Origin of the sequence: Arenibacter algicola (assembly GCF_018860365.1) — a bacterium.
Lineage (GTDB): Bacteria > Bacteroidota > Bacteroidia > Flavobacteriales > Flavobacteriaceae > Arenibacter > Arenibacter algicola_B.
In genome coordinates this window covers 1083398-1099935 of record NZ_JAHKPO010000003.1, presented here as the reverse complement: position 1 = coordinate 1099935, position 16538 = coordinate 1083398, and the positions used below count along the sequence as shown (strand labels likewise).

15 protein-coding genes are annotated in these 16538 nt (G+C 39.3%); 8 read left to right on the top strand and 7 right to left on the bottom strand.

Annotated features, from left to right (window positions below):
- Positions 1-277: 277 nt before the first annotated feature.
- On the top strand, positions 278-2200 hold the full coding sequence (locus KO529_RS06120; RefSeq protein WP_215947007.1) for a DUF294 nucleotidyltransferase-like domain-containing protein: 1923 nt from the start codon (positions 278-280) through the stop codon (positions 2198-2200).
- Positions 2197-2862 carry a 3'-5' exonuclease gene (locus KO529_RS06115; RefSeq protein ID WP_215947006.1) on the top strand — a complete coding sequence of 222 codons (666 nt, stop codon included), beginning with the start codon at positions 2197-2199 and terminating at the stop codon, positions 2860-2862. Before KO529_RS06120 ends, KO529_RS06115 begins: the two co-directional genes overlap by 4 nt.
- On the opposite strand, the gene KO529_RS06110 is transcribed toward KO529_RS06115, so the two are convergent.
- Both KO529_RS06110 and KO529_RS06105 read right to left on the bottom strand, forming a co-directional pair.
- Complete coding sequence (locus KO529_RS06110) at positions 2863-3819, bottom strand: phosphoribosylaminoimidazolesuccinocarboxamide synthase (protein ID WP_215947005.1); 957 nt, start codon at positions 3817-3819, stop codon at positions 2863-2865. It abuts the gene before it with no gap.
- Positions 3820-3829: 10 nt separating this feature from the next.
- Entirely contained in the window at positions 3830-4783 is a 954-nt protein-coding gene (locus KO529_RS06105; RefSeq protein WP_111624797.1) for a PhoH family protein, read from the bottom strand.
- 130 nt (positions 4784-4913) lie between these two features.
- Between KO529_RS06105 and KO529_RS06100 the strand changes: the two genes are divergently transcribed.
- From KO529_RS06100 to dnaN, 5 genes are all read left to right on the top strand, one after another.
- Positions 4914-5744, top strand: coding sequence for an SAM hydrolase/SAM-dependent halogenase family protein (locus KO529_RS06100; RefSeq protein ID WP_215947004.1), 831 nt, complete (start codon positions 4914-4916; stop codon positions 5742-5744).
- A 13-nt stretch (positions 5745-5757) separates the two neighbouring features.
- A complete protein-coding gene (locus KO529_RS06095; protein WP_215947003.1) occupies positions 5758-6054 on the top strand; it encodes a putative quinol monooxygenase in 297 nt (98 codons plus the stop codon).
- Between the two features lie 5 nt (positions 6055-6059).
- Positions 6060-6791, top strand: a complete 732-nt coding sequence (gldF, locus tag KO529_RS06090) for a gliding motility-associated ABC transporter permease subunit GldF (RefSeq protein WP_215947002.1) — start codon at positions 6060-6062, stop codon at positions 6789-6791.
- Positions 6791-8455 (top strand): gliding motility-associated ABC transporter substrate-binding protein GldG, encoded by a 1665-nt coding sequence (gldG, locus tag KO529_RS06085; RefSeq protein ID WP_215947001.1) that lies wholly within the window; start codon positions 6791-6793, stop codon positions 8453-8455. Before gldF ends, gldG begins: the two co-directional genes overlap by 1 nt.
- Positions 8456-8601: 146 nt before the next feature.
- The gene (dnaN, locus tag KO529_RS06080) at positions 8602-9720 is read left to right on the top strand and encodes a DNA polymerase III subunit beta (protein ID WP_215947000.1); all 1119 of its coding nucleotides are present in this window, start codon (positions 8602-8604) and stop codon (positions 9718-9720) included.
- 116 nt (positions 9721-9836) lie between these two features.
- On the opposite strand, the gene KO529_RS06075 is transcribed toward dnaN, so the two are convergent.
- Together KO529_RS06075 and KO529_RS06070 are read right to left on the bottom strand one after the other, a co-directional pair.
- Positions 9837-10175 carry a DUF4870 domain-containing protein gene (locus KO529_RS06075; protein ID WP_215946999.1) on the bottom strand — a complete coding sequence of 113 codons (339 nt, stop codon included), beginning with the start codon at positions 10173-10175 and terminating at the stop codon, positions 9837-9839.
- Between the two features lie 153 nt (positions 10176-10328).
- Positions 10329-10781, bottom strand: a complete 453-nt coding sequence (locus KO529_RS06070) for a hypothetical protein (protein WP_215946998.1) — start codon at positions 10779-10781, stop codon at positions 10329-10331.
- A gap of 316 nt (positions 10782-11097) precedes the next feature.
- Between KO529_RS06070 and mnmE the strand changes: the two genes are divergently transcribed.
- A complete protein-coding gene (gene mnmE / locus KO529_RS06065; RefSeq protein ID WP_215946997.1) occupies positions 11098-12495 on the top strand; it encodes a tRNA uridine-5-carboxymethylaminomethyl(34) synthesis GTPase MnmE in 1398 nt (465 codons plus the stop codon).
- A 104-nt stretch (positions 12496-12599) separates the two neighbouring features.
- On the opposite strand, the gene KO529_RS06060 is transcribed toward mnmE, so the two are convergent.
- The 3 genes from KO529_RS06060 to KO529_RS06050 all read right to left on the bottom strand — a co-directional run bounded on the left by KO529_RS06060 (position 12600) and on the right by KO529_RS06050 (position 16527).
- Entirely contained in the window at positions 12600-13181 is a 582-nt protein-coding gene (locus KO529_RS06060) for a tRNA-(ms[2]io[6]A)-hydroxylase (protein ID WP_215946996.1), read from the bottom strand.
- Between the two features lie 505 nt (positions 13182-13686).
- A complete protein-coding gene (locus tag KO529_RS06055; protein ID WP_215946995.1) occupies positions 13687-15135 on the bottom strand; it encodes a carbon starvation CstA family protein in 1449 nt (482 codons plus the stop codon).
- 27 nt (positions 15136-15162) lie between these two features.
- Entirely contained in the window at positions 15163-16527 is a 1365-nt protein-coding gene (locus KO529_RS06050) for an FAD-dependent oxidoreductase (RefSeq protein WP_215946994.1), read from the bottom strand.
- Positions 16528-16538 lie beyond the last annotated feature (11 nt).

The window sequence follows — 16538 nt, the reverse complement described above, 5'->3', positions numbered from 1 at the left end:
ATAGCATTACTATTTATGGTTACATCTAAAATTAATTCAACCCAAATTAATCCAATAGCTCAATTGGATATTATGTGAACGTTATTGGTAATTAAAGTATCTGGGCAAGCAAAACAAATCGTATCATCTTTTCTTTTAATGATGCAGTTTATAAATTAACTTTAACCCATATTAATTTATAGCAAAGTAGATATCGAAATAGCTATTGTTCGTATTACCCACAAATGGGAAGAGAACAATGGACTTTTTAAAAGCCAAGGACAACATATAATATTCAATGAAAAATACCATTTCACATAGAGTAGCCGATTTTTTGAAAAATTTTCCACCCTTCAATGTCCTAGGCCAGACCGACCTTGAAACCCTTGCCGAAGAAATTACCATTGTCTACAAGGAAAAGGATAGTGTTATTTTTGCGGAAAACGACGAACCGCATCCCTATTTCTATGTAGTGAACAAGGGTGCTGTTGCCCTCAAAAAAGGATCGGACAAGAGTATCATGGACATGTGTGATGAAGGTGATATCTTTGGACTTAGACCCTTAATGGCCCAAGAGAATTATAAAATGAGTGCAAAAGCACATGAAGAAAGTATTCTATACGCCATTCCCATCAACATTTTTAAACCCTACGCCCAAAAAAATATAGCGGTTGGAAATTTCTTAATAGAAAGTTTCGCCTCCAATACTAGAAATCCTTATTCAAAAAGTCATCGCGGTAAATTGTATGACGAAGTGCCCGACACAAATCCTGTGGCGCCCGATACCCATGTATTGGACTTACAATCTGTGCAGTATTCCAAAAAATTAGTGACCTGTACCCCGACCACCTCGGCCAAAACTATAGCCAAGAGAATGACCGAAAAAAAAGTTGGAGCTATGCTAGTGGTCAAGGATAAGATGCCCATCGGCATCATTACGGACAAAGACCTGCGGAACAATATTGTAACCGGTAAATATCCCATTACCACCAAGGCTAAGGAAATAATGGTTTCCCCGGTAATCACCTATAACAAACACCTCACGATAACCCAGGCACAGATGGCCATGATGAAAAGCAATATCAGCCATTTATGTATTACTAAGGACGGCACACCCAACTCCAAGGCTATCGGAATACTATCCAAACATGATGTTATGGTGGCTTTGGGGAATAACCCGGCAGTATTGATCAAGGCTATAAATAGGGCCAAGAAAATAAAATCGATAAAACAAATAAGAAAGAGTATTACGCATCTTCTTCAGGACTATTTGGATCAAAATATCCCCATTAAATTGACTACCAAAATAATATCCGAACTTAACGATGCCTGTGTAAAGCAAATTATTAAACTTTCCTTGGCGGAAATGCCAACAAGGCCTCCCGTTAAATTTGCATGGCTGGCACTTGGCAGCCAAGGACGAAGTGAACAGCTCCTACAGACCGATCAGGACAACGCCATGGTCTTTGAAAATGTTCCTGAGGACAAACTAATAGAAACAACGGCCTATTTTTTGGAATTGTCCAAACTAATAAACAAAGGATTGTTTGATATTGGTTACGATTATTGCCCTGCAGAAATGATGGCTTCCAATCCCAATTGGTGCTTAAGCCTGGATGAATGGAAAAAAACCATTTCCCATTGGATTATAAATCCAGGAACAGATGAAGTATTGCTTTCCTCCATATTTTTCGATTACAATATTACCTATGGGGATGTAAATTTGGTAAACGAATTATCGGAACATATTTTTGAAACCACTAAAAAATATCCCATTTTCTATTTACACTTGGCGAGTGGGGCACTACAAAACCCTTCCCCAACAGGCTTTTTCAGACAGCTGTTGGTTGAGGAAGACGGGGAACATAAAGATTCCTTCGATCTAAAAAGACGGGCATTAATGCCCCTGACCGATGCAGCAAGAGTACTAATTTTATCGCATTCGGTTAAGTCCATCAACAGTACCGCTGAGCGATTTGAAAAATTGGCGGAGCTGGAACCCAACAACGAGGAAATCTTTATGGCCTGTTCCTTTGCAACCAGGGCCCTTTTAAAGTTCAGGACCAAACATGGCCTGCTTCACAATGATTCGGGCAGGTATATTGCCATAGACAAATTGACCAAGGAGGAAAAAATTAAATTAAAAAGAACATTTAAGACCATAAAGGAAATACAGGAGTTGGTAAGTATTAGATTCAAGGTTTCAAACTTGTTGCGATGATAGATTTCTTCAAAAAAAAAGTAAACAACTATCCGGATTATTGGCTGGAATACGAGAATAGTTTCAATAAAAAACCAATTGAGGACCTCAGCCAGGTAAGGTTTGTAGTATTGGATACCGAAACTACAGGTTTCGACTATTTAAACGACAGGATACTCTGCATTGGTGCCTTAAGTTTGGTCGACAAGAACATCGCCTTAAACCAAAGTCTGGAATTGTTTTTAAAACAGGATCACTACAATGCGGAAACCGCAAAAATTCATGGAATCCTTAAAAATGGAGGGGCCTCCTGCATAAATGAAAGTGTCGCCATGGAAGAATTATTGGGGTTCCTAAAGAATGCTGTAATTGTAGCACACCATGCCATTTTTGACATTACAATGATCAACAGGGCCTTGGAAAGAAACGGCCTTCCGAGGTTAAAAAATAAAGTACTCGACACTTCACATCTTTACAAAAAGACACTTTTAAACTCCAATGTTTTTAAAAAGAAGGAGCACTATTCCTTGGACGAATTGGCCGAAAAGTTCGACATTTCCAAGAAAGATAGGCACACCGCATTGGGAGATGCCTATATTACAGCCATAGCATTCCTTAAAATTAGGAGTCGATTGAAGGGCAAGGGACAACTACGGTTAAAAGACCTGTTGAAAATGGGATAACTATTTTAAGGATGACAGATACCCCAAAACATTTTTCTCAATTCTGGACTGTATATCCGAAATGTCGGCCTTAATAAACTTTTCTCCGGTAATATTTTCGTAGAGCTCTATGTATCGTTCCGAGACAGTTTGTATATAGTCATCGGTCATTTCTGGTACAACCTGTCCTTTTAGACCCTGAAAGTTATTGCTTATCAACCATTGGCGAACAAATTCCTTGGACAATTGCTTCTGGGCCTCTCCCCTGTTTTGTCGTTCCCCATAGCCTTCGGCATAAAAATACCGGGAAGAATCAGGTGTATGGATTTCATCAATAAGTACAATCTTTCCATCCTTGGTTTTCCCAAATTCGTATTTGGTATCTACCAAGATCAATCCCCTTTTTGCGGCAATTTCGGTACCTCTTTGAAAGAGTGCCTTGGTATACTTTTCCAGAACTAGGTAATCTTCCTCGCTTACTATTCCCCTTTCTAAAATGGCTTCCCTTGAAATATCCTCATCATGGTCTCCCATTTCGGCCTTGGTAGCAGGGGTTATAATGGGAGTAGGAAACTTATCGTTTTCCGACATCCCTTGGGGCATGGCGACACCGCACAGCATTCTTTTTCCCAGCTTGTATTCCCTTGCGGCATGTCCGGATAAATAACCCCTAATCACCATTTCCACCTTAAATGGCTCGCAGGCAAACCCTACGGCAACATTGGGATCCGGAGTGGCCATTAACCAGTTGGGAACTATATCGGCCGTATCCGCCATCATCTTAGTGGCGATCTGATTCAGTATTTGTCCTTTGTACGGAATTCCTTTTGGCATAACCACATCAAAGGCTGAAAGCCTATCCGTGGCAACCATTACCAATATATTATTTTCAAGATGATATACCTCCCTAACCTTTCCCTTATAAAGGCTCTTTTGCCCTGGAAAATGAAAATTCGTATCAATTATCGTATTACCCATACTGCAACTATCAATTGTTATGCTCTATTCCTTTGTAGGCCTCTATAACCTTTTTAACCAATTTATGCCTTATCACATCCTTATCGTCCAAGTAAATAACTTCTATCCCCTCAATGTTCTGAAGAACCAATAAGGCTTCTTTTAATCCCGAAATCAAACGTCTTGGCAAATCAATTTGCCCAGGATCCCCGTTGATTAAAAATTTGGCATTTTTCCCCATTCTGGTCAGGAACATTTTCATTTGGGCATGGGTTGTGTTCTGGGCCTCGTCCAAAATCACAAAGGCATTGTCCAATGTCCTACCGCGCATGAAAGCCATAGGGGCTATCTGTATGGTACCATTCTCAATATAATGGGCCAATTTTTCCGGCGCAATCATGTCCCGTAAGGCATCGTACAAAGGTTGCATATAAGGATCCAGCTTTTCCTTAAGATCTCCTGGCAAAAAGCCCAAATTCTCTCCGGCCTCAACAGCTGGTCTTGTCAATATAATTCGTTTAACCTGTTTCTCCTTTAAGGCTTTTACAGCCAATGCCACTCCCGTATATGTTTTTCCGGTTCCCGCCGGTCCTACGGCAAATACCATATCATTGTTCCTAGCGGCATCGACCAATCTTCGCTGATTTACCGTTTGTGCCTTGATAAGCCTACCACTTACACCATGGACCAAAACTTCACCACTTATTTCCGAAGACTCCAATACTTCCTGTCCATTGCTGGCCAAGAGTCGCTCAATACTGTTTTCATCCAACTTATTGTACTTGGCATAGTGGGCGGTAAGCAGGTCGAACCTTCTGTCGAATTCGTCCAATAGGTCTTCATCACCATAGACCTTAATTTTGTTGCCTCGTGCAACAATTTTAAGCTTGGGGAAATGTTTTTTCAGTAAATCTATGTTCTCATTATTCTGTCCAAAAAATTCCCTTGGGCTAATGTCTGTAAGTTCTATTATAAGTTCGTTCAAAGAAGAGAGGTGTTATAAAGGATTAGATATGAAATATATATTTTGCTTCGCTAATTTTTTGTGTAATTTTGTTTAACAAACTTAAGTAAAAAAACAACTTACCAAACCAAAAACATATCAACAGTCCTATATGGCTATAATTACTTTAACTACTGATTTTGGACACAAGGACCATTTTGTAGGCGCCATAAAAGGGACAATTTACAAGGAATTGTCAGATGCAAAAATTGTTGATATTTCTCATTCCATAGCACCTTTTAATATTCAGGAATGCGCCTACATCCTCAAAAATTCATACAAAAATTTTCCTGATGGCAGTATCCATATCGTAGGCGTGGATTCTGAATTAACACCGGAAAACCAACATATTGCGGTCTTGGTGGACAACCACTATTTTATAATGGCCAACAACGGGGTGATAGGGCTCATAATTTCTGAAATAGTTCCTGAAAAAGTGGTAGAAATTCAATTACCCAATACCATAGACAGCTCGTTTCCGGAAATGGATGTTTTTGTTAAGGCCGCAAGCCATATTGCAAGAGGTGGAAAATTGGAAGTAATAGGCAGGCCCTTTAAAGACCTTAAGGACCTTCGGGAGTTCAACCCAAGAATTTCCGATGACGGCAAGACCATATCCGGAAGTGTCATTTATATAGACAACTACGGGAATGTGGTAACCAACATTCAACAAAATACCTTCAAATCCATTGGCAAGGGCAGACCTTTTGAACTACATGCCCGAAACAAAAAAATAAGGGAGATACATAAAAAATACAGCGACATCATAAATTACGACCTAGACAAAAGTCAGCGTAAATCCCCAGGAGAATTACTGGCCCTATTTAACTCCTCAGGCTATGTAGAAATCGCCATTTATAAAAGCGATCTAAATACCGTAGGGGGAGCCTCTACCCTATTGGGTCTTGATTATAGGGACACTGTAATTATTAATTTTACTTAAAGACAATGAACAAATGTTGGTAAGAATTGTAAAATTAACCTTCAAAAAGGAAAATATTGCTAGTTTTGAAGCCATCTTTGAAAACAATAAAAAGAAAATTCGACAAGCTGACGGCTGCACCTTTTTAGAACTGTTACAGAGCGAGGAAGATAAAAATATATTTTTCACCTACAGTTATTGGAATAGCGCTACCGATTTGGACAACTATAAAAATTCGGAATTTTTCAAGAGCGTCTGGCAGAAGACCAAACTATTATTCGAGGACAAACCAGAAGCTTGGAGCCTAACAAAGAAGGAAACGATTAACTAACATACATGATTGCCATATTTAAAAGAGAAATACAATCATTTTTTACCTCACCTATAGGTTATCTGGTCATAGGATTATTTTTAGTACTCAACGGATTGTTTCTGTGGGTATTTAAGGGACCATTTAATATTTTTGAATACGGCTTTGCCGATCTGGGCAATTTCTTTCTTCTTGCACCTTGGGTGTTTCTTTTTCTGATTCCTGCCATTACCATGAAAAGTTTTTCTGAGGAAAAAAAACTAGGCACTTTGGAGCTTCTTTTTATAAAGCCCATCTCCTTATGGGAAACGGTTATGGGAAAGTTTTTGGGTACCTTTTGTCTGGCCTTGATCGCCATATTGCCTACAATACTTTATGTATATACCATTTCCCAATTGGGTGTAACCATAGGTAATCTGGATATGGGCATGGTGCTAGGCTCTTATTTTGGGCTTTTCTTTTTAATTGCAAGCTATACCGCCATTGGTCTATTTGCTTCGACCCTATCCGAAAACCAAATAGTGGCCTTTATAATAGGTATGGTTCTATGCTTTATTATGTTGTACGGATTTGAAAGTCTGGCCACAATATTGCCCACTGGCCCCATGGTACTTTTTGTGGAACAAGTAGGAATGAAGGCCCATTTTGAAAGTATTGCCAGGGGTATCTTGGATACTAGGGATATTGTTTATTTCACAAGTCTTACCCTATTCTTTCTCTACCTGACCATTAATCAACTAAAAAATCAAAATAGGTAATGAAGAAAAGTTTATTATCTATAATCAGGGCTGTTCTACTATTGCTGGTCGTAAATATTCTGGCCAGTTTTTTCTACGCAAGAATAGATCTTACCGAAGACGGTAGATATACACTTTCCAAGGCGGCATTAAATTCTGTTGGGGTGTTTAGTGCACCGGTAATAATCGATATTCTACTGGATGGAAATCTTCCTCCCGAATTTATAAAATTGAGGGTGGAAACTAGGCAGCTATTAGAGGAATTTGCATCGGAAAACAATAATATAAAGTTCAATTTCGTAAATCCACTTGAGGGAGCTTCTCAAATTGAAGGCGTTATCACAGATCTACAGGCCTTGGGCCTTACGCCCACCAACGTTACGGTTGAACAGAATGGAAAAGTTTCCCAAGAGATTATTTTTCCATGGGCCATGGTAAATTATAACAACAGTACGGTAAAGGTACCCCTATTAAAAAATAAACTAGGTGCCACCACGGAAGAGCGGGTAAATAATTCCGTTCAACATTTGGAATATGCCTTTGCAGATGCCTTTACAAAATTGAACATCAAGGAAAAGAAAAAAATAGCCATCATTAAGGGCAATGGAGAGTTGGGCGATATTTATATGGCAGATTATTTGACCACCATAAAAGATTATTACAACATTGGTGCCATTACCTTGGACTCGGTGTCAACCAATCCAAAAAAGGTCCTGGAACAATTAAAAGGATTTGATCTTGCCCTCATTGCAAAACCTACAGAGGCCTTTACCGATGAAGAGAAATTTATTTTAGACCAATATATTACCGGAGGAGGCAAGTCGCTCTGGCTCATAGATCAGGTGGCTATGGAACTGGATAGCCTCTTCAACGAAGAAGGTACCGCCATGGCCCTGCCACGCAATCTTAACCTAAACGATTTTTTCTTTAAATATGGGGTTCGTTTAAATACGGATTTGGTGAACGACCTTTATTTTACACAAATAGTTTTGGCGACAGGAGAGGGCAACAGTTCCCAATACAACCCTGTTCCCTGGTACTACAACCCTATGGTCTTTTCCAAGAACGACCATCCCATAAACAACAACTTGGAAGCCGTCAGGTTCCAGTTTACAGGTAGTTTGGATACCCTTGGCAGTGATTATAAAAAGCAGATCCTACTCAGTAGCTCGCCCTTATCAAAAACCGAGGGAGTGCCCAAGCCAATTCAGCTGGACATTATTAATACACCACCGGATAAAGACCTATATAACGACGGAAATAAGATTTTAGGGGTATTGGTCGAAGGTGCCTTCAAATCATCCTTCCTAAACCGGGTAAAACCACTTAAGCTGGACAAAATAGTGGATCAAGGCCCTGAAAACAAAATGATAGTGCTTTCGGACGGGGATCTAATAAGAAACCAGGTCCGAAATGGCAGACCTTTGGAATTAGGTTATGATAAATGGACAAACAACTTTTTTGGCAACAAGGAATTCCTCATAAATTGCCTTAATTACCTATTGGACGATACCGGACTTATAAACATTCGGAACAAGAAAGTAACTATCCCTTTCTTGGATGCTGAAAAAATTAATGACCAGAAAACCAAATGGCAGTTGATTAATATTGGCCTACCCCTGTGTTTGACCTTTATTTTTGGATTCCTAATTCACGCCGTTCGAAAGAAAAAATATGGGGTATAAGTGTTGATAAGTTTGTTTCCTTAAAAAGGACATTTAAAATATCTTTGTTTTGGCCGTGATTGAAGGAATATTGCGGATTCAAACAGATATTTAAACACTGTTTTTGGTTGTACAATAATGTAGATTCCTTAAAAAAAAATAAACCAATGAAATTTATAGTATCTAGCACTTATTTACTAAAACAACTCCAAGTTTTAGGTGGGGTTATCAATAACAGCAATACCCTACCTATTCTAGACAATTTTCTCTTCGATTTAAATCAAAAGGAACTCACTGTTTCCGCTTCCGATTTGGAAACCACAATGAGTTCTGTATTAGAGGTCGATTCTGACAATGAGGGTACCATTGCCGTTCCTGCAAAACTGTTATTGGAAATTTTAAAAACCTTTCCTGAACAGCCATTAACTTTTGTTGTAGAGGATAACAATACGGTAGAAATCAGCTCTAACCACGGTAAATATGCTTTGGCCTATGCAGATGGAGCTGAATTTCCAAAATCGGTTGAATTGTCAAATCCATCCTCTACCACAGTACTCGGGGATATTTTGGCAACAGCCATCAATAAAACTATTTTTGCTGCCGGAAATGATGATCTGAGACCTGTAATGAGCGGTGTCTTCTTTCAATTTTCCCCAGAAAGTTTAACCTTCGTAGCTACTGATGCCCATAAATTGGTAAAATATCAACGTACCGATGTTACTGCTTCCAAGGTGGCCGAATTTATAATGCCTAAAAAACCTCTTAATTTATTAAAGGGGATTTTATCGGGCAGCGAAACGGAAGTACTCATTGAATACAATGAAAGCAACGCCAAATTCAGTTTTGAAAACACTATCCTGATCTGTAGATTGATAGATGGTAAATACCCGAATTACGAAGCGGTAATTCCTAAGGAAAACCCAAATAAACTTTCCATTGCCAGAACACAACTTTTAAGTTCGGTAAGAAGGGTTTCCATATTTTCCAATAAGACCACCCACCAAATTCGATTAAAAATTGCAGGTGCGGAACTTAATATATCCGCTGAGGACATAGATTACAGCAATAAGGCGGAAGAAAGATTGACCTGTTCTTACCAAGGTGACGATATGCAGATAGGGTTTAACTCAAGGTTCCTGGTGGAAATGTTGAACAACCTTACTTCGGATGACGTGCAATTGGAAATGAGCCTTCCCAATAGGGCCGGTATCCTTACCCCAATTGACGGTTTGGACGAAGGCGAAAATGTCACCATGTTGGTAATGCCGGTAATGTTGAACAGTTAGAAATACAAATTCAACCCAAGGGTTGAATTCAAAATACACCCCACTCTTTCATTATAAAAAAAGCCGTATCTCATTTGAAATACGGCTTTTTTGTCCTAAACAAAAATGTTTACTAACTACACAAACTTTATGCTCAGGGGATAATGAGGTTTTTCGCCATTGGACACCTTTATGGCATTGACAATAGGAAATACGAAACAGAGCACTGCTATCGCAATAATCCCTAATATTCCAACACCAAGAAGTAAGATCAACGGGATGCAAATTAGTATATATAAGAACATACTGATCTGGAAGTTAATAATCGATTTTCCATTTTCATCCATATTCATTATGGTATCCCTTTGGGTTAGCCACAAGACCAAAGGAACTATAAATCCTCCAAACCCTGTAACTATATCCAATAATTGACTCAAATGGGTCAACACCAATAGTTGTCTGTTTTCTGCCTTCATCGGTTGCTTTTATTAAGTTGTTATAGGCTGAAAAAGTATAGCTCCGACACTTGATCTAAGTCCTATAAATTAGTTGTAATAATTATAGGACGAATAAATTCACCATTTGTTACATGCATTAGTTTACCTTATTTCGAAATTCTGCCGGGCCCACTACTGTTTGCGTTCCAATTTTTCCAATTTGTCCTTATCTTTTTCAATACCCTTCTCCAGTTTGTCAATTTTCTGGTTCAGTTTCTCTATTGCCATAGGGGATAATTTTCCCTTTTTTTGATCCTTGATCATTTTCTCCTGTAGCTTTTCTACTTTTCTTGTGTCTTTGGCTATAGACCTTCTTTTGGAATCTATTTCGGACGAAAGTTTTTCGCGCTTTTTCAATTCCTTCTCAGCCTTCTTTTGCGCTTTTTCAGCCTTCTTGGTATCCCTTTCCGCTTTGTCTATCCTTTTTTGAATTTCCTTGGCTTCCTTTTCTTCCTGCAAAATTCTCTCCTGCTCCATTTGTTCGGTATTTTCCACAGGAGTAACTGGATCCGGAGTTTCCTGAGCCAAAGTGATTTGGCAGAATAAACCCACTGCCAATAAAGTAATAATTCTAATCATTTTCATATAGTAATTTTAAATTGAATGTTCCGATACACCTAGATTCCAAAGCTTAATTGAACTCTTTTATGTTATATTGGAACACTATCAAAATTACACAATATATCCTGCATTAATTATGACTAAAATCATTGTGTTAAACTTTGCAATTCCCAAATAAAAGTTCCAAATCATTATTGTAACAGCGCTTTTCAATCGTTTTACAAAGTGTTAAAGGTTAACGTACATTGTTTCAAATAATTAGATTATTGTATTTGTCAATTGAATGGTGAAACCATTTTGAAAATTTTATATCGTATTTTTACGGTCAATTATAATACTAATGATTACCAACGACAACATCATTGCCTTAGCTACGCCCTCAGGGGCCGGTGCCATAGCTGTAATCCGTATTTCCGGGAAAGATGCCATTGCCCTGGCCAATCCTTTCTTTACATCGATAAGAGGAAAGGATTTAAATAAACAGAAGAGCCATACCATTCATTTGGGACATATTACGGAGAACGATAAGGTGTTGGATGAAGTCTTATTATCTCTTTTTAAAGGTCCACATTCCTATACTGGTGAAGATGTTGTGGAAATTTCCTGCCACGGTTCGCCTTATATACAACAACAAATAATTCAGTTGTTTCTGCGAAACGGCTGCCGAATGGCTACTGCGGGGGAATTTACCCTTCGTGCCTTTTTAAATGGCAAAATGGACTTGAGTCAGGCCGAAGCTGTGGCCGATCTTATAGCATCCGATAATGAGGCCAGCCACCAGATAGCCATACAGCAAATGCGGGGTGGATTTAGTAACGAAATAAAAAAATTGAGGGACCAGCTTCTGAACTTCGCTTCCCTTATGGAACTGGAGCTCGACTTTGCAGAGGAGGATGTAGAGTTTGCGGACCGAACCCAGTTTAAAATACTACTTACCAAGATACAAAGGATCTTAAAGCGATTAATAGATTCCTTTGCCGTAGGAAATGTGATCAAGAACGGGATTCCCATTGCCATTGTTGGGGAGCCCAATGTAGGCAAATCTACACTATTAAATGCCCTATTAAATGAGGAGCGGGCCATTGTAAGCGACATCGCGGGAACCACTAGGGATACCATAGAGGATGAGATCGTAATAGAAGGTATAGGTTTTCGGTTTATAGACACCGCTGGAATTAGGGATACCAAGGATGTGGTGGAAAGTATTGGCATAAAAAAGACTTTTGAGAAAATAGAACAGGCCCAGGTGGTTGTACTATTGGTAGATGCTTGGCAAATGGCTACCCATGCAGATAAGTTAAAGAACAGCATAAAGGAACTGGAAAAAATAAAAACTAAATATCCTCAAAAACCTTTATTGGTAATTGCCAATAAGGTGGATAGGTTGGATAAGGAACAAATCAAAGATCTACAATCCCAAATTTCAGGACTGCATTTGCTGTCCGCCAAAACCGGACAAGGGGTGGAAACACTGAAGTCGCGCTTATTGGATTTTGTAAATACGGGAGCCCTGCGCAATAGCGAGACCATAGTAACCAACACCAGACATTACAGTTCCCTGTTAAAGGCCTTGGAAGAGATAGAAAAAGTGCAATTTGGAATGGATGAGGATACCCCCAGCGATCTCTTGGCCATAGATGTCCGCGAAGCACTCTATCATTTAGGGGAAATTACTGGACAAGTAACCAATGATGAGTTGTTGGGAAATATATTTGCTAATTTTTGTATTGGGAAATAAAAAAAGGAACAATAGTCCCTCCATCTAGTTAACGGCTCTGACGAGTGACCCACAACAATAGACCACACGCTATGGAGTTGAAAACTTCGCAGCACAGCATATTTTTACCCGTGTATCGTTTCTTCTTTTCCGTAGTTTTTTATCACTTCAGCTTCAAATTCCACAAGCTCTTGCCAGCGTTTGTCTACATCTATATTTTGGCCGTATTTACGAGCAAAACCAATAAAAGTAGTGTAATGGCCTGCTTCGCTAATCATTAAATCATGGTAGAATTTAGAAAGTTCCGGGTCTTTTATTTCTCTAGAAAGTAGTTTAAAACGTTCGCAGCTTCGCGCTTCGATCATAGCGGAAAATAAGAGTCGATCTACCATAGATTCAAGTCTACTGCCACCTTTGTTCATAAACTTATAAAGCTCGTTTACATAGCTGTCTTTACGCTCTCTCCCTAAGGTGTAACCGCGCTTTTTAATGATATCATGTACCATTTGAAAATGTTCTAATTCTTCTTGGGCCAAAAGGAGTAAATCGGTAACCAGATCGGGGTATTCAGAATTAAGTGTAATAATGGTAATCGCATTAGTAGCTGCCTTTTGTTCACACCATGCATGGTCTGTTAGTATTTCTTCTATGTTTTTTTCAACAATATTAACCCAACGTGGGTCTGTTGCTAATTTTAAATGGAGCATGGGTCAATGTTTTTGTAAAAGTAGGAATTAGCAGTAAAAGAAATTATTAAACCTTTTTATTTAACTAACTACATTAAAAGTCAAAAATGCAATATGAAAATATAATCCCCAGTTCATCCGTAATACTTCACCATACCTTCACCATATATAGAACCGTAAAACACCATAGGGTGTACCGTAATACACCACAGAGTGAAATAATATTCATATCAGATTATAAATATAAAGTCACACGCCATTAGAAGGTTCTTCAATGGTGATGGTGTGTTGCAACTGTGGTGAATTTCACTGAACTAGTTGTGGTTAATCTAATATTCCAAAATAGCAAAATCATAGTAACATAATCATTAACAAATAACTACACGATTATAAGATTATTTAAATTGATGGTGTGGGTGTGGTGCATGTGTGGTATTTAAATACACTTGTTCAATTAATGGTTTAAAAAAAAAGGAACAACGGTTTCCCATTGTTCCCTTTCAACTAATCTAACTCAACTCAAATTTTATATGTTTGGCAATGCCCTTAAATATTTTTGTCGTTTAGCTGTATAGACCCAAAATAGAATTGTTACACTAAGAGTAATGAATGCACCCCCTATATACGCAATAGTATTGGCCAATTCAAACCCTTCAGGAGCAATTAAAATGTAGGTACTACAGACCATGGTCATAAAAATTGCAGGCAACAGGGTTACCCAAATGGCCTTATTGTTATACATAAGATAGGCTGTAATGGTCCAAAGCACCACAGTGGCCAAGGTCTGGTTGCTCCAAGCGAAATAACGCCATATAATGCCGAAATCGATCTGTGTAAGCGCAAAGGCAATAACAAACAACGGTAAGCTCAGGTAAAGCCTGTTTTTGATCTTCTTTTGATCTGTTTTAAATACGTCTGCGAGAATCAATCTCGCCGATCTAAAAGCAGTATCTCCAGAAGTAATAGGTGCCGCTACGATACCCAACAAGGCCAACACCCCTCCTACGCTACCCAACATGTTTAGCGATATTTCATTGGCAGCCCAAGCTGCATTATTGTTATTGGCCAACATTGCACCGTTGAGCGATTCCACATTGCCGAAAAAGGTCATCGCCGCTGCGGCCCAGATCAAGGCCACAATTCCTTCGGTGATCATCGTTCCATAAAAAATCTTTCGTCCCAAGGTTTCATTTTTCATACAACGTGCCATCAAGGGGGATTGTGTGGCATGGAATCCTGATATGGCTCCGCATGCAATGGTTACGAACAGTATTGGGAATAATGGTGTTTCTGTTGGACTCGTGGTCATATTCCTCAAATTGGCCGGCACAATTTCCGGGATGTGGTAGGCCCCAAATAATAGTGCAAAAAGTAGCCCAATGGCCATCAAAAGCATGGCCATACCAAAAACGGGATAGAGCTTACTTATCATTTTATCTATGGGCAATAAGGTGGAAAGAATATAATAGACCAAAATAATGGCCACCCAAACCCATAGGTTCCATATATTCCCGGTCATGCCGTCAATGATCTTGGCCGGCCCCATCAAAAATACGGTGCCCACAAAAATCAAAAGTATAATAGTGAAGTAGCGCATAAAATGCTTCATCTTTGGGCCAAGGTATATACCGACTACCTCACTAATACTAAGTCCGTCGTGGCGTATAGAAAGCATGCCTGAAAAATAGTCGTGGACAGCCCCCGCAAATATGCTTCCCAGTACGATCCATAGAAAGGCGGAAGGTCCGAACATGGCACCGGCTATTGCTCCAAAAATCGGGCCAAGCCCCGCAATGTTCAGGAATTGAATGAGAAAAATTCGCCATGCAGGCAAGGGCATAAAATCCACATCGTCCTGTAATCTTATGGCCGGAGTAGGACGATCCTTATCCACACCAAATATTTTCTCCACGAATTTTCCATAAGTGAAATAGCCTAAGATTAAAACTGCTATAGAAACTATAAATGAAATCATCCTTAATTTTTTATAACTCTTTTATCATTACGCTTTCCTATACTTGATTTCTTGTGGTAGTTTATTCTCCAAGGAGGCCTGGGCTGCAACCTGACCTGCCGCCTCTCCCATAGCAACAGCATTTCCCGTTACTCTATAGCTGGCATGTGCAAAAAAATCTCCACTGATACACCTTCCGGCCATCATTAATCCGTTTACATCTTTGGCTATTAATGCTCTTAATGGAATTTCATAAGGCTTAGATGGCACCCCGTGATTACTATACCCTCCTCCTGAATCTCTTTCCAGTGAATGAACATCTACACCAAAATCAACTTTACAAACTCCATCATCAAACTGTGCCCCGTTAATAAGGTCCTCCTTTGTAATAGTATATAACCCAACTATTCTCCTACCTTCCCTAACTCCGATTTGCGCACCTGTTGAAACAAGTCTCACGTTCGACCACACTCCTCCCAACGACCGGAGTCCATTTACCATATTATTGATTTCTGCACGCGCCTCAATAGTAGCCTTGCTAACCTGGTTGGCATCCAAAATTGAAACCCCATATTGATGATTGGCCATCATTGCTACTAAACCTTCCCTAACATTAAATAAAGTAGGTTTTGTGTAGCTGGCCTTTAATCCAGCACGTTCAATTTCACTATATAAAAAATTCTTTTCCTCTTTAGTGGGATATCCAATTTTTCCCGTTAAACCGCCATTATTCAGTTCGCTTTCTTTGAGCCCTGTCAACATGGCCATTAAAGACATTGGTTGAGTCTTTCCTGATACAGGGTGTCCTATAGCAAAATTACATCCCGCTAGGGAAGCCAATTGGCCATTCCCTGTGGTATCAATAAAGACTTTTGCTTTCCATGCTTCCCTGCCCGAAAAGCTCTCAGTGGTTATATATTCCAGATTATTTTTGGAATTTTTATAAGCTGCGGTAACTTTAGTATGAAGTCTGATATCTACCCCGGCATCCAAACACATCTTATCCAATGTCCATTTCATTAATTCCGCATCGTAAACTTTCGCAAAATGTTGTGCATCACTTTTTTCGAGATTGTGCACCAGTTCCTTCATAATACCCGGTTTCTTTTCATAATCGATAATATAGCTCAACAAGCCAGTAGTCCAAATTCCCCCAAGACACCCATACATTTCGATTAAGGTTGTTTTAGCACCATTCCGGGCGGACGCAATTGCCGCGGCAATCCCAGCCGGACCTCCTCCGCAAACAATAACATCGGTTTCTTTTACAATTGGCAATTGCCTTGCAGGCTCCATAAAACCAGTTGTGTCGTACGAAATCATATTTTGTCTATTACCGAAGGATGCATGAACAGGCAGGGCACTAGCTGCCAGCAAACCAGTTTTAATAAACTTTCTTCTGTTATTTTCCATGTTTTAAAGCT

Excerpts from the sequence above, each read along its gene's own strand:
- gldF (WP_215947002.1), top strand. The coding sequence starts at position 6,060 with ATGATTGCCATATTTAAAAGAGAAATACAATCATTTTTTACCTCACCT.
- KO529_RS06050 (WP_215946994.1), bottom strand. The coding sequence starts at position 16,527 with ATGGAAAATAACAGAAGAAAGTTTATTAAAACTGGTTTGCTGGCAGCT.
- KO529_RS06070 (WP_215946998.1), bottom strand. The coding sequence starts at position 10,781 with ATGAAAATGATTAGAATTATTACTTTATTGGCAGTGGGTTTATTCTGC.
- KO529_RS06110 (WP_215947005.1), bottom strand. The coding sequence starts at position 3,819 with ATGGGTAATACGATAATTGATACGAATTTTCATTTTCCAGGGCAAAAG.
- dnaN (WP_215947000.1), top strand. The coding sequence starts at position 8,602 with ATGAAATTTATAGTATCTAGCACTTATTTACTAAAACAACTCCAAGTT.
- KO529_RS06055 (WP_215946995.1), bottom strand. The coding sequence starts at position 15,135 with ATGATTTCATTTATAGTTTCTATAGCAGTTTTAATCTTAGGCTATTTC.
- mnmE (WP_215946997.1), top strand. The coding sequence starts at position 11,098 with ATGATTACCAACGACAACATCATTGCCTTAGCTACGCCCTCAGGGGCC.
- gldG (WP_215947001.1), top strand. The coding sequence starts at position 6,791 with ATGAAGAAAAGTTTATTATCTATAATCAGGGCTGTTCTACTATTGCTG.
- KO529_RS06095 (WP_215947003.1), top strand. The coding sequence starts at position 5,758 with ATGTTGGTAAGAATTGTAAAATTAACCTTCAAAAAGGAAAATATTGCT.
- KO529_RS06100 (WP_215947004.1), top strand. The coding sequence starts at position 4,914 with ATGGCTATAATTACTTTAACTACTGATTTTGGACACAAGGACCATTTT.
- KO529_RS06120 (WP_215947007.1), top strand. The coding sequence starts at position 278 with ATGAAAAATACCATTTCACATAGAGTAGCCGATTTTTTGAAAAATTTT.
- KO529_RS06075 (WP_215946999.1), bottom strand. The coding sequence starts at position 10,175 with ATGAAGGCAGAAAACAGACAACTATTGGTGTTGACCCATTTGAGTCAA.
- KO529_RS06115 (WP_215947006.1), top strand. The coding sequence starts at position 2,197 with ATGATAGATTTCTTCAAAAAAAAAGTAAACAACTATCCGGATTATTGG.
- KO529_RS06060 (WP_215946996.1), bottom strand. The coding sequence starts at position 13,181 with ATGCTCCATTTAAAATTAGCAACAGACCCACGTTGGGTTAATATTGTT.